Source organism: Actinokineospora diospyrosa (assembly GCF_024171925.1).
Classification (GTDB): domain Bacteria; phylum Actinomycetota; class Actinomycetes; order Mycobacteriales; family Pseudonocardiaceae; genus Actinokineospora; species Actinokineospora diospyrosa.
In genome coordinates, this window is record NZ_JAMTCO010000011.1 from 1 (window position 1) to 13,266 (window position 13,266).

A 13,266-nucleotide genomic window follows, 5' to 3' on the forward strand; every position below is an offset into this window, starting at 1 on the left:
GCATGCCCGGGCTGGGAGTGCGTCGCAAGGGATTCGGGCCTCCGCCTTCGGCTCCGGGAAACGCCTCGTCGCCTGGCGGCAACATCGGCGGGAAACGCGGCAATGCGACAAGCTCGATGGGGCGAACTTGTTTTGCGCGGGGCCCCTACAACACCCGACGCAGAACCGCAAAGCAGGGGCCCAAAAGCAGGCCCTGCCGCGTGGAAACGCTACGGGTGTTGTCCCCCCACGCAAAACAAGTCCGCCCCATCGAGCCGGCCTGGCACCAGCGAGTCCGACTGTCCAGGTGCTGGGTTGGCAGGGCAGACGAGAGCGGGCTGAGATGGCACCGCAACTTCCGAGTGTCCAGGGGCTGGGCATGTGGGCTGGGGCGGACCTGACGGGGCGCAGATTGGCACCGCTGAGTCCGAGTGTCCAGGGGCTGGCCAGGTGGGCTGAGGCGGACCTGGCGGAAGGCCAGTTGGCACCGGCAGGTCCGAGTGTCCAGGGGCTGGGCAGGTGGGATGGGGCCGGTCCTGACGGACGCTGGGTTTGGCACCGCCAGGGCCGAGTGTCCGCTGGTCGGCCAGGTGGGTTGGGGCGGACCTGACGGGGGGCGGGTGGCACCGCTGCGTTCGAGTGGCTAGGGGCTGGGTTTGTGGGCTAGGGCGGACCTGACGGAAGCCGGGATGGCACCGACGGGTCCGAATGTGCACGGGCTGGCCAAGTGGGATGAGGCAGACCTGACGGAAGTCGGGGTGGCACCGCTGGGTTCGAGTGTCCAGTGGTCGATCAGGTGGGCTGGGGTTGGGGCTGGCGGGGGTGGGATGGCGGCGGCGACTGCCCTCGCGTTGATGTCTTTTGGGCGAAAGGGAAAAGAGACAGCGGCCCGCTCCATGGGAAGGGGGAGCGGGCCGCTGGGAGTGAGGGGGTTATTCGGGTTGGATCCAGGCGATGTGCATGAGGGATTGGCCTACCTTGCGGCTGACCAGGGTGCCTCGGCCAGGGGGGAGGGCGGAGGGTTTGACGGTGCCCAGGAGGGCGCCTTCGTCTTTGCTGCCGCTCATGACGATGCCCGGGCTGGCGATTTCGCGGAGTTTGCCGAGGACCGGGTCGAACATGGCGCGGCTGGCGCCGCCGGTGCGGCGGACGGTGATGACGTGCAGGCCGACGTCCTTGGCTTGGGGGAGGAACTCGGCGATGGGCTGGAGGGGGTTGTTGCCCTGGGTGGCCACCAGGTCGTAGTCGTCGACGATGACGAAGAGTTCGGGGCCCTTCCACCAGGAGCGGTTCTTCAGCTGCTCCTGGGTGACGTCCGGGCCGGGGAGGCGCTTGAGCATGGAGCCGCGGACGTCCTTGATCATGTCGCCGAGTTGGTTGGAGGAGACGGCGTAGCCGAGGAGGTGTTCGGTGTTGATGTAGCCCAGCATGGTGCGGCGGTAGTCGACCAGGATGATGACCGCTTCCTTGGGGGTGTAGCGGTCCATGATGCCGCGCACGATGACGCGCAGCAGGTTGGTCTTGCCGGACTCGCCGTCGGCGAAGGCGACGAAGTGGGGTTCGGACTCGAGGTCCAGGTAGACCGGGGCGAGGTCGTTCTCGTCGACGCCGATGGGGACGAGTTTGCTGTCGCGGCGGGGGTCCTGGGCGATGAGGTCCTCGTAGGGCAGCACCTCGGGCAGCAGGCGGACCTTCGGCGCGCTGCGGCCGCGCCAGGCGGACTTGATCTTGGCGACCGCGTCCTGCACGCCACCGGCGACGTCCTCTGGGTTGCTGGAGCCGTCGACGCGGGGCAGGCCGGTGAGGAAGTGCAGCTTGTCGCGGGAGAGGCCGCGGCCGGGGCGACCGGCTGGCACGTTCACCGCGACCCGGCGGTCCACATCGGACTCCGATGGGTCGCCGAGGCGGAGTTCGAAGCGGGTGCCGAGCAGGTCCTTCAGGGCGGGCCGGATCTCGGCCCAGCGGTTCGCGGCGACGATCACGTGGATGCCGTAGGACAGGCCCTGAGCCGCCAGGTTGACGACCTGCATCTCCAGCGTCTCGAACTCCTGGCGGAAGTTCAGCCAGCCGTCGACGATCAGGAAGACGTCGCCGAAGAGGTCGTCCTTGAGCTCACCGCGGCGCTTGCGGTTGCGGAAGTCGGTCATCGAGTCGATGCCTACATCGCGGAAGCGCTGTTCGCGTTCGGTCACAAGACCGGTCACCTCGGCCACCATCCGGCGTGCCTTGTCCGGGTCGATACGACCGGCGACACCGCCGACGTGCGGTAGGCCTTCCAGCGTGCCGAGCGTGCCACCGCCGAGGTCGAGACAGTAGAACTGGACCTCTTCGGCCGTGTGCGTAAGAGCCATGGACATGACCAGCGTGCGCAGCATCATCGACTTACCCGACTGCGGCCCCCCAGCGATGGCGGCGTGGCCCGAGGCACCGGAGAAGTCCGCCCACAACAGATCGCGGCGCTGCTCGAACGGCTTGTCGATGATGCCCAGTGGCACCTGGAGCCTGCCGTTGCCATAGAACCCGACCGGCGACAGACCTCGGTCGTCAGTGGGCTGCAACGGCGGGAAGAGCGTGTCGAGCGAGTTCGGCTCGTGCAGCGGCGGCAGCCATACCTCGTGTGCGGGCGGTCCTTGCCCCACAAGACGGTTGACGATGACGTCGAGCTCGCTGGCCTCTTGCCCACCCTCGGGCTTCTTCTCCTCAAGGACAGGCTCTAGCGGCTTCTCCGGCTCCTTGGGGATCTCCACATAGTCCGGCACGAACAGCTTCGCCCGCCGGTCACCGGAGACAGCTGCGACAGGTCCTGCTGCCTGCATGCCCGCAGGCCGGTACGGCCCGGACACGTATGCGGCCTTAAAGCGCACCATGGTGCTCGTGTCGAACTTCAGGTACCCGGAACCGGGAATCGACGGCAGCTCAAACGCGTCTGGCACACCAATGGCGGCGCGCGACTCAGCAGCGGAGAACGTCTTAAGACCGATCCGGTAGGACAAGTGCGAGTCGAGACCGCGCAGCTTGCCCTCTTCCAACCGCTGCGAGGCGAGCAACATGTGCATCTGCAGCGAGCGACCAAGTCGTCCGATCGCGACGAAGAGATCGATGAAGTCCGGCTTGGCCGAGAGCAGCTCGGAGAACTCGTCGACCACGATGAACAGGGCGGGCAGCGGGTCGAGGTCGGCGCCGTTCTCGCGGGCCTTCTCGTACTCCCAGACGTTCTTGAAGTTGCCGCCGTTCTTCAGCGCCTCCTGGCGCCGGTTCATCTCACCGGCCAGCGCGTCCTTCATGCGGTCGACCAGCGTCAGGTCGCCCTGCAGGTTGGTGATGACCGCGGCGACGTGCGGCGCGCTGTCGAGGCCGAGGAAGGTCGCGCCACCCTTGAAGTCGACCAGCACGAAGTTCAGCGTCGAGGACGAGTGCGTGGCCAGCATGCCCAGCACCAGCGTGCGCAGGAACTCCGACTTGCCGGAGCCGGTCGCGCCGATGCACAGGCCGTGCGGGCCCATGCCCTCCATCGCCGCTTCCTTGATGTCGAGTTCGACGGCCTGGCCGAACTCGCCGACGCCGAACGGGACCCGGTAGCGGTCGCGCACCGGCCGGGGCCGCCACGCCTGCTGCACGTCGAAGGTCATCGGGTCGCCGGGGATGCCGAGCAGCTCCAGCAGCGTCGGGTTGGACAGCAGCGGTTCCTCGTCACCGGAGTCCGCGGCCGCGGCGGAGAGCCGGTACGGCGACAGCTTGCGCGCCAACGCCTCCGCCTCGGCGACGCTGAGCACGTCCGGGCTGGCGAACCACTCCACGCCGGAGGCGCTGCGCGCCCCGAGCCGGTCGGCCTCGACCACCAGCCGCAGCCCGCGCCGGGCGGTGAGGTTGCCCAGGCACTCGGAGAGGTCGACCAGGGTGACCCCGACCAGCCCCTCCTCGAGGATGATCTGCTCCTCCTTGGTGACCTCGCCGTCGTCGATGACGATCACCACGTGCGGCTGGTCCGGCTGCGGCGGGGCGTTGCGGGTGAACCGCTGCCGGTCGCGCAGCTCCTCGTCCAGCCAGGCCTCGATCTGGGCCAGCGAGCCGCTCATCATGCGCAGCTGGCCGATGCCGTCGAGCAGGTTCGGGTGCTGGGCGTGCGGCAGCCACTTGACCCACTCCCACTCCGCCTTGGCCTTGCCCGAGGTGACCACGGCGATCAGCACGTCGTCGGGGGTGTGGAAGGTGACCAGCTGGGCGAGCAGGGCGCGGGTCAGGCCCCGGGTGAGCGCCTTGTCGCCGGTCAGCCCGACCGCGGCGAACCCGCGCACGGCGACCTGGATGGGCAGGTCGGGCACGATCGAGTGGGCGCGCACGAACCGGCGCAGCGCCAGCGTCGCGATCGGCTCCAGCTCGTCGACCGGACCGGTCTGCGGCGGCACCAGCCGGGTCGCCAACCGCTGCGAGCCGCGGCCCACGCGCAGGTGGCAGAAGTCCGAGTCGGCCTGGCGGCGCTCCCACATCCGCCTGCTGGTCGCGATCGACCACAGCGCCTGCGGGTCCGGGTGCGTCCACTCCAGCGACGAGCGCTGGTCCAGCGCGGCCTCGCGGGCCCGGTCGCGCATCTGGCCGAGGTAGCGCAAGTAGTCCTTGCGGTCCTCGTTCATCTCGGCCTTCTTCTGGCCGCCGCCGCGCCCGCCCATGCCACCGGCCATCATGCCGACCGTCGACATCAGGAACATGCCGCCGAACAGCAGCGAGGTGGGGTTGCGCCCGCCGATGACGAACATGAAGACCATCATGCCCACCGAGGCGACGATCATGACCCCGGGCAGGATCTTCATCAGGATGTTGCCCGGGATGACCCGGGGCACCTCGGGTGGCGGTTCGAGGTGGACCTCGCCGCCGGGCTGCCTGGGCGCGGCAAGGCGGGGCGAACGCTTGAACTGCAGCGTGCTCACCGGGTGGACACCTCTTCGACTCGGCTGGCGGGAGGACGGGGAAAAGCTACCGAACCACCGGTCCGTTCCCGGTGGACTTCGACCGCGCACCGGGTAAGACCGCGCTCACGAACACCGCGACCAGGAACAACGCGCCGCACAGGGCGCCGACGAGACCGCCGCCGGAGATCGCCTGGAAGTAGGTCAGCCCCGCGGCGACCGCGAGCCCCAGCACGGCGACGGCGAAGCGGCCCGGCCCGCTGGAGCGGCGACCGAGCAGCACGACCACGGCGACCAGCAGGAACAGCCCGCCGAGGACCAGCCTGGTCGTGGTGGCCCCGGCGACGAGCAACGGCACCGCGGCGGCCACCGCGGCCGCCCCGAGGACAGCCGCTGGCAGCACAGGACTCTGGTCGTGCGCGGCCATCACACCCCCCTCGTTGCCGACTTCCGCCGAACCGGCGCATCCCGGGATATCGGTGCGGCCATACTAGGACCGATTCCGGTCGCGCCGGGGTCGGTCCGAGCAGACCTGTGGACAACTCACGAGGGGGCGGGCAGTGGCAGCCGGTACGACCGTGTTCAGCAGAGTGACCGTGGTCGCGCCGAGAACGCGCATCGACGTGGCGCTCCCGGCCGACGTCTCGGTCGCCGACCTGCTGCCGATGCTGCTGGAGATGGCCGGGGAGACCACCCCGGACGGCGGCGCGCGCCACGGCGGCTGGTGCCTGGCCAAGCTGGGCGACAACCCGCTGGACCCGAGCCGCACGCTCGGTTCGCTCGGCGTCGTCGACGGCGACATGCTGCAGTTGCGCAAGCGCGCCGAAAACCCGCCGCCGCCGCTGTTCGACGACGTCGTCGACGCCATCGCCGAGTCCACCCCGGACAGCTACCGGCCGTGGACCAAGGAAACCGCCAACCGGATCGGCCACATCGCTGGCGCGCTCGCGTTGATCACAGGCGCGTTCGCGGTGCTGATGGCCGGACCGCTGTGGGGCGGCGGCCACCTGGGCCCGGCGATCGCGGCGGGCACCGGCGCGGTGATCGCGGTCGCGCTGGGCGCGGTGTTCGCCCGCGCCTACCAGGCGCGCACGACCGGCGTGCTGATCGCGGCCGCGGGCGGGTTGCCGCTGGCGTTCGTCAGCGGGCTGTCCATCGTGCCCGGTGAGCCGGGGCGGCCGAGCCTGCTGCTCGCCTCGGCGCTGGTGCTGATCGTGGCCTCGGCGTCGATCATGGTCATCGGCTCGGGGATCACGACCTTCGTCGCGGCCGGGACCGCCGCCGCGCTCGGTGTGATCGCCTTCGCCGTGGCGACGCTGATCGCGCACCCCGCGCCGGGGATCGCGGCCGGGACGGTCGCGGTGGCGCTCGGCGCGCTGTCCGTGCTGCCCCGGCTGACCATCCAGCTGGCGCGGCTCCCGCTGCCGAACGTGCCGGGCAGCGCGGAGGACCTGAAGGAAGACACCGGGTTCCCGGACTACCGCTCCATCGAGCGGCGCGCGGGCCTGGCGCACGAGTACATGACCGGCATGATCATCGGCTGCGGGTCGGCCGCCGCGATCGGCGCGATCGTCTCGGCGAGCGCACCGGGCGTGTGGGGCGTGCTCCTCGGTGTCGTGGCGACGCTGGTGCTGCTGCTGAGGGCGCGCACCTACGCCAACGGCAGCCAGGCGATCGCGCTGCTGGCGACCGGGATGCTCGCCGCGGCGGGGATCCTGCTCGGCTGGCTGTTCACCGCGGACACCTTCGGCAGGCTGCTGTGGGTCTTCGGCACGCTGGTGGTGCTGTCGGCAGGCGCGCTCGTGCTCGGGGTCGTGTTCCCGGAGCAGCGCTTCTCCCCGCCGCTGCGCCGGACCGTGGAGATCATCGAAGCCATCTGCATCGCGGTGGTGCTGCCGATCGCGCTCGCGGTGATGGACCTGTACTCGACGCTGCGAGGTGTGAGCTTCTCATGAGGACGGCCCGCCGGATCGCCGCGGTGGTCGGCGCGGCGGCCTTAGCCGTCGCGCTGCCGATGCCCGGGGTGGCGCAGACCAGCCCGACCCGGACACCAGCGGAGAAGGCCGAGCGGATCGCCTCGATGGCCGAGCCGCCGCCGCCGGACCCGGCGGTCCCGGTGCCGAGCGGGTCGGACCCGGACACCGCGTACACGTTGGCGAGCCAGTGCATCGGCTCGCTCAACCAGGGCACGGACCTGAAGAACAAGCCGTGGGGCCAGATGCAGCTGCGCTTCGACGAGCTGCACCGCTTCGCCACCGGCAAGGGCGTGCTGGTCGCGGTGATCGACACCGGCGTGCGCGCGCACCCGTTCTTCGGCGACCGGGTGCAGCCCGGCGGCGACTTCGTGGTCAAGGACAAGCAGGGCCTCGAGGACTGCGACGGGCACGGCACCGAGGTGGCCGGGATCATCGCGGCGAACCCGCCCGCCAACAGCGACATCGGGTTCCGCGGCATCGCCCCGGAGGCGAGGATCCTGTCGATCCGCCAGTCGAGCGCGAACTACAAGGGCGTGCGGGTGCCCGGCGAGCAGGCGCTGCCCGCGGGCACGCTGGAGACCCTGGCCAAGGCCGTGGTGCTGGCGGCCGACCAGGGCGCGCGCGTGATCAACATGTCGGTGGACAACTGCCGCGCGGTCGCCGAGGGCCCGATCACCGCGGCGGAGCGGCAGCTGCAGGCCGCGCTGCGCTACGCCTACGAGCAGAAGGACGTGGTGCTGGTCGCCTCGGCGGGCAACACCGGCGAGAAGGGCTGCCCGGACCAGCGCAACGGCGTCGACCCGAACAAGCCGACGCACATCGTCACTCCGCCCTGGTTCGCCGACTACGTGATCTCGGTGGCCGCCATGGCCCGCAACGGCGACCCGGCGGAGTTCTCGGTGCAGGGCCCGTGGGTGAGCGTCGCCGCGCCGGGCACCGACATCATCTCGCTCGACCCGGCCACCAACGGCCTGGCGAACCTGCAGGTCCTCGCCGACGGCAAGCAGGTGTCCATCCAGGGCACCAGTTTCGCCGCGCCGTACGTGGCGGGCCTGGCGGCGCTGATCCGCGAGCGCTTCCCCTACCTCAAGGCCAGCGAGGTCACCAACCGGATCAAGGTCTCCGCCTCGCACCCGGCGGCGCCGGGCGGCCGGGACAACCTGGTCGGCTACGGCATGATCAACCCGATCGGCGCGCTGACCACCCTGATCCCCAGCGAGCAGGGCGTGCGCCCGGACGCCGCGCTCGACATCAAGGCGGCGCTCCCGGCCCCGGAGATCAAGAACTGGGCCCCGATGCAGGTCGCCCTGGTCGGCGCGGCGGGTGGGGTGCTGTTGTTGCTGCTCACGCTGTTCGCGGTGCACACGATCCGCCGCAACCGCCCCGGCGCGCAGCGCGAGATCCGCGGCTCGGCTTGATCCGATTCCGCAGTAATGCGGAATCTATTAGGCCAGATGGCCGTATCCTCCTTGTGGGACAACGGGAGGAACTGTGGCTCGTCGGCTGCGCCTCGCAAAGACCAGGTTCTCCGCTGTCCTGATCTGGCCGGTCGTCGGCGTGGTGCTGGTGGCTATGGTCCTGATCCGCGCCGCCGAGTCCGGCGAGCCTGCCGTGGGCGCAGCGCCCGGGACCACTACGCGAACTGTTGAGCCCACCGTGGTCGACGACGTGGAGCGGGCGCAGATCGGCAACTGCTTCGAGGACTTGAGCATGGGCGACACCCACGACTTCAGGTTGACGGACTGCGGTTACGACACCTACGAACTCCTAGAGCGGCGTCCTGGCGACACAGACACATGTCCGAAGGCGAACTGGTCCGCACGTTCGCACGACACGACTCTCTGCCTGCGGTACCGCTACCCGAATGGAACGGGCAACCTCGAGGTCGGCCAGTGCGCTGTGCGGACCTCTGGCGGTAAGACGGTTCCGGGTGACTGTCGTCCAGGTGCGTTCACCGTTTCTGGCAAGCACTACGGGACCGCGGACACGAGCAAGTGCGGCAAGGACGTACCGCTCGCTCAGCCCCATCCCACACGGGCGGCTCTTAGCGTTGTCTTGTGCTTGCGCTACCGGTACATCGACGACACAGGCGCGGCCGAAGTGCGGAACTGTCTTACGAAGGTCCTCGAGAACGGCATAGAACTCCTGCGATTCGGCGACTGCGTCAAGGGCAACCTCTACCTGACCGGTCGAACCAAGGGGAACAACAAGCCCTACTGCAACAACGACGTCGCCGTGTTCTACGACCAGCCGCAGTTCCCCGAACTGGACTACACGGTGTGCCTGCGCTGGATCTGAACGCTCACGGCACGGCCCGGAATCACCGGGGTAGACATCTTCGATCCGATTGCCCGGACTTCGGATCGCCCTTGCGCTTCTGGCGCGCGGATTTGGGGTCGCAGTCGGACTGGGCGCCCGCCTGCGACGCGCCTCCGGTGTCCCAGCACGGGACCAGATCGTCGTCGATCTGCGCCACGGGAGAAGGCTGCGACACGGGAGACGGCACCGGGTCAGCGGGATCGGGTGGCTGGGGCGCGGAGGTGTCCAACAGGATGGTGAACCGCTGGCTCTCCGCCGGGCGCGTCAGGGGCAGCATGACCAATGCGGCTGCCGAGAGCGTGAGAACGACGACAGCGGTCGCGGCGACCACCGATCCGCTCGCCCGCCTGCCGCGGTTGACAGCGGTCGTGACGTGCACATCGCCGATGTTGTTCCCGATCTGGACCGAGTCACCGCCCACCGCGCTGACCTCGTTGCTACTCGCCCCGGGTTGTTCGCCGACCACGACCTGTTCACCGCGCCTTCCACGACCTGGTGTTGGGCGACCATGATCGCGCAAGGTGCTATCGGGTGACACCCGATGTGATCAGCTTTGTGGTGTCTGTTTTCCTCCGCGGTCGCGGAAGTTCGACAAAGGCCGGAAGCGAATGTCCAAGTTCTGCCAACCGCGTCGAAGAGTTGGCCGGAATCCGGCTCAGTCGTCGCCGATAACCGGTGGGGAGGACTTGGTGGGCTTGCCGAAGATCTCTTCGGGGTCGCCCGATAGGCGGGTGCGGCGCTTGTGGTCTGTGCTGCCCCCGCCGCCGCCCATTCCGCCCATGCCCATGGGCATGCCGCCCATCATGCCGCCTGCGCCGGTAGCGCCACCGGATGCGGCAGGGGCACCTGCGACGGGCATGCCCGCGGGCCTGCTTGGGCCTGCCTCGCCCAGGGTTACGTAAGCGCCGGGCTGTGGCTGGGTTCCGGGGGCGGAGCTAAGACCGCTACCCGTGCCGCCGAAGCCTCCACCGCCGCCCCCCAAGCCGCCGGACCCGCCGAAGTCGGGCGAGGACGGGATGGTGGACGAAGACGGCACGGAGGTGCCGGGGCCGCCGGGGACCGTCACGGAGGGGACCTGGACCGGGGTGACGGCCCAGTTGTCCTCCGGGAAGGTGTGCGCCATGGTGATCGGCTCGAACACCTTGGACCCGTCCATCCCGTCGAACAGCCGCACCAGGGCTTCCATGATCTGGCGGACCGCCTCGAACAGCTGCCGGGTGGGGCGGTTCATCTGGTCCAGGTACTGGCGGGTGCGGTCCTCGCCGCGGCCCGGCTGGGCCATCGCCTGCGAGGTGTTGTGCGCGACCTCCGCGAGCACCCCGGCCATCTCGATGACGACCTCGCGCAGGCCGTCCGCGGTGAGGTCGAGGACCTCGCCCATGGCGATCATGGCGTCGGACATGTCGTTGCCAGCCAGGCCGACCCGGGTCATGTACTCGATGAACGAGTCGGCGTCGGCCCCCTGCCAGGCCGCGTCGAGGCCGCCGAGGGGCTTGGTCAGCTCGCCGACCACGACCTCGGAGTACGCGCCGACCGCCCGCCAGCGGTCGGCCTCGGCGTGCAGTTCGCTCCACCGGCCGACCACCGGCGCGAAGTACTCCTCGACCGGGTCGGGCACGCCGAGCTCACGGCACAACCGGCTCAGGAAGTCCAGGTACGCCGCGTAGTTCGACTCGATGTCGGCGCCGTCCAGGCCACCGCGCGCGGGCAGCGGCTGGGCCGCCGAGGCCAACTCCGGTTGCCCCCACGGCTGCTCGGCCGCGGCGACCGGTTCGGCGGCGGTGGCCAGCGCGGCCTCCTGCCGCGTCGGCTGCCAGTCGTCGGTGGTGCTGACGACCGGTGCCCAGTCCCAGCTCTCGTTGTCGTCGGCTCGCCGCATCGCCGCCCCCTCAGCCCTGGCCGCTGCGCTTGATCGACTGGGCGCCGTCGTCGTCGGAACCCTGGTGCTTGTCGGCGATCTGCGACAGCGCCGTGGACGCCGCCGTCAGCGCCTCGACGCCGCGGGTCAACTGCGAGCGCAGCAGGTCGGCCGCGCGCAGGTACGAGTCGGTGACCCGGGTCGTCTTGCCGATCGACCCGAAGGACTCCGGGGTCAGCGGCGCGGTGCGCAGGGTGTCCGCGCCCTTGCCGAGTTCGTCGGCGGCGGTCGCCACCGTGGTGGCGTACCCGCTGATCCAGGCGGGATCTACCTCGATTGCAGCCATGGCGGACCTCCCGGTCGTCGAGTCCGGTGCCGGTTCGACGTCGATGCTCCCCGCTTGGTTCCCGGCTGGGAAGGGGAGATCAGCCGCCCGGCGTCGGTTGCGGTGCTGGGGCGGGTAGCGCGGACGGTGTGGTGGACGGGAACTTGCCCGCGCCGACCGGCACCACGTCGTAGGTCTGCAGCACGTCGCGGGTGTTGAGCGACGCCCCGTTGGGCAGCAGCCGCACGATCGCGTCCGGGGCGGGCAGCTGGTCGGCGAGGCCGAGCGCGACGGCCGTGCGCTGGTCGGGGATGCCGAACTTCACGCCGCGGTCGGAGATCAGGTAGATCGGCCCGGTCGCGAAGTCCTGCCTCGAGGTGGCGCCGCGGACGACGGCCGCGCGGCCGGGCGGCATGTAGAAGTGGTTCAGCCGCTGCCCGTCGGCGCTGGGGGTGGTCACCTCGATGGAGGCGGGCTTGCCGGACGCGTCGCGCGGCAGCGGCAATTCCTTGCCCACGTGCACCTCGGTGTGCTGGTCGGCGGTCGGGCCGGTGCCGACGATGTTCCACCCCAGGCAGGCGACCGGGTAGTTCGCCGGGCTGAGCACCTCGGGCACGGACTCCGGGTACGTGGTGTCGTCGACGACGCGGGTGGCCGAGGCGGCCGGGATCTGGTCCGGCCGGACCTTGGTGATCTCCGCGCCGCCCTCGGTCGTGGTGAACCGGATCAGGTCCGCGGTGGTCTTCTTCACCTGCTGCACGCGGTCGAGCAGCAGCACGTAGTAGTCGGTCTGCCCGGCGCGCTCCACCTGCACGACCGTGCCGACCGGCATGCCGTTCATGTTGATCTGGCTGCGCTCGCCGCGGCCGGGGATGGTCGGCGGCGTGAGCGCGGGGGCCTCCGGGATGGCGTTGAGCAGGCCGGTGGTGATCTTGCGCACCGAGCCGTCCGACAGCGCGAGCGCGGCGCGGACGTTGCCCTTGCTCATATCCACCTTGGCGCGCACCGTGTTGGCGTTCTTGATGTTCGCCGTCGACGGGGTCCGGTAGACCAGGTACGTCTCGCCGGTGTCGGACTTGACCAGCAGCGCCTCGTTGACCGCCAACTCCGGGCCGAGGTCGGTGTGCCCGCCAGCCACGGTCGTCTCGATCTTGTTGTCGGCGGCCGGGTTGTTCAGGCTCTGGTCGATCTTGTACTCGTCGCACACCGCCCAGTCGGCGCCGATGCGCTGACCCGCGCCGGGCAGCAGCTGCGGGCCGTCCTGGATGCCGGTGAGCCGGTCGCGGGCGATGCCGACGAGCTTGTCGTCCGGGATCACCTCGGCCTCCATCGGACCGGTCCCGCCACCGGCGTCGGTCTGGCTGCCCGGCTGGCCCTGGGCGCCCGGGTTGGTGCGGGCGAGCAGCAGCAGCCGCGCCGAGGCGAGGTTGAAGGTGGGGATGAGCACCTTGCCCTTCTCGGTGTTGGTGAGCAGCACGTACACCGCGCCCGAGGGCTTGGCGATGATGATCCCGGACTCGTTGGGCAGCTTCGGCGCGGGCTTGAGCAGCCCGTAGACCAGGAAGCCGATCACGGCGACGGCGGCGATGCAGACGCCGACGACGGTGGCCCTGCTGTGCGTGCGCATCGGGTCGTGGAGCATGACCGCGTCCTTGCGCACCAGGGCGGACTGCATCCGCCGCAGCACGAAGCGGTACGCCTGGACCTGGGACTTGGTTGTCGGTGTTGATGGCATTCTCGGCCTGCTGCTCTCCCCGTCGCGGTACGGTTCCGCAGGATAGCCGTACGGTGTCGGCCGGGAGCGGGTCTCCGGGAAACCTGTGGACAACCCGCGCGGTGGCCGGAACGAGGGGAAGAGAACGAGCGGATGTCGGTGAGCACGTCTGGACGGCACGGCCGCACGCC

The 13,266-nt window shown here is 70.1% G+C and carries 9 protein-coding genes; 3 read left to right on the plus strand and 6 right to left on the minus strand.

The features are described 5' to 3' along the window. Positions 1-911: 911 nt before the first annotated feature. Positions 912-4,904, minus strand: coding sequence for a type VII secretion protein EccCa (eccCa, locus tag LV75_RS22220; RefSeq protein WP_253888941.1), 3,993 nt, complete (start codon positions 4,902-4,904; stop codon positions 912-914). 46 nt (positions 4,905-4,950) lie between these two features. Next, positions 4,951-5,310, minus strand: a complete 360-nt coding sequence (locus LV75_RS22225; RefSeq protein ID WP_253888942.1) for a hypothetical protein — start codon at positions 5,308-5,310, stop codon at positions 4,951-4,953. Between the two features lie 133 nt (positions 5,311-5,443). On the opposite strand from LV75_RS22225, the gene eccD reads away from it, so the two are divergent. The 3 genes from eccD to LV75_RS22240 all read left to right on the plus strand — a co-directional run bounded on the left by eccD (position 5,444) and on the right by LV75_RS22240 (position 9,157). Beyond that, a complete protein-coding gene (gene eccD, locus LV75_RS22230) occupies positions 5,444-6,838 on the plus strand; it encodes a type VII secretion integral membrane protein EccD (RefSeq protein WP_253888943.1) in 1,395 nt (464 codons plus the stop codon). Next, positions 6,835-8,277, plus strand: coding sequence for a type VII secretion-associated serine protease mycosin (gene mycP / locus LV75_RS22235; RefSeq protein WP_253888944.1), 1,443 nt, complete (start codon positions 6,835-6,837; stop codon positions 8,275-8,277). The genes eccD and mycP overlap by 4 nt, the downstream gene beginning before the upstream one ends. Positions 8,278-8,350: 73 nt before the next feature. Beyond that, positions 8,351-9,157 (plus strand): hypothetical protein, encoded by an 807-nt coding sequence (locus LV75_RS22240; RefSeq protein WP_253888945.1) that lies wholly within the window; start codon positions 8,351-8,353, stop codon positions 9,155-9,157. Positions 9,158-9,179: 22 nt separating this feature from the next. Here LV75_RS22240 and LV75_RS22245 read toward each other — a convergent pair whose 3' ends face one another. The 4 genes from LV75_RS22245 to eccB all read right to left on the minus strand — a co-directional run bounded on the left by LV75_RS22245 (position 9,180) and on the right by eccB (position 13,096). After that, the gene (locus LV75_RS22245) at positions 9,180-9,557 is read right to left on the minus strand and encodes a hypothetical protein (protein ID WP_253888946.1); all 378 of its coding nucleotides are present in this window, start codon (positions 9,555-9,557) and stop codon (positions 9,180-9,182) included. Between the two features lie 276 nt (positions 9,558-9,833). Continuing rightward, positions 9,834-11,057: a WXG100 family type VII secretion target gene (locus tag LV75_RS22250; RefSeq protein WP_253888947.1), complete on the minus strand. Its 1,224-nt coding sequence runs from the start codon at positions 11,055-11,057 to the stop codon at positions 9,834-9,836. A gap of 10 nt (positions 11,058-11,067) precedes the next feature. After that, entirely contained in the window at positions 11,068-11,382 is a 315-nt protein-coding gene (locus tag LV75_RS22255; protein ID WP_253888948.1) for a hypothetical protein, read from the minus strand. Positions 11,383-11,461: 79 nt separating this feature from the next. Then, positions 11,462-13,096 carry a type VII secretion protein EccB gene (gene eccB / locus LV75_RS22260; protein WP_253888949.1) on the minus strand — a complete coding sequence of 545 codons (1,635 nt, stop codon included), beginning with the start codon at positions 13,094-13,096 and terminating at the stop codon, positions 11,462-11,464. Positions 13,097-13,266: the final 170 nt, after the last annotated feature.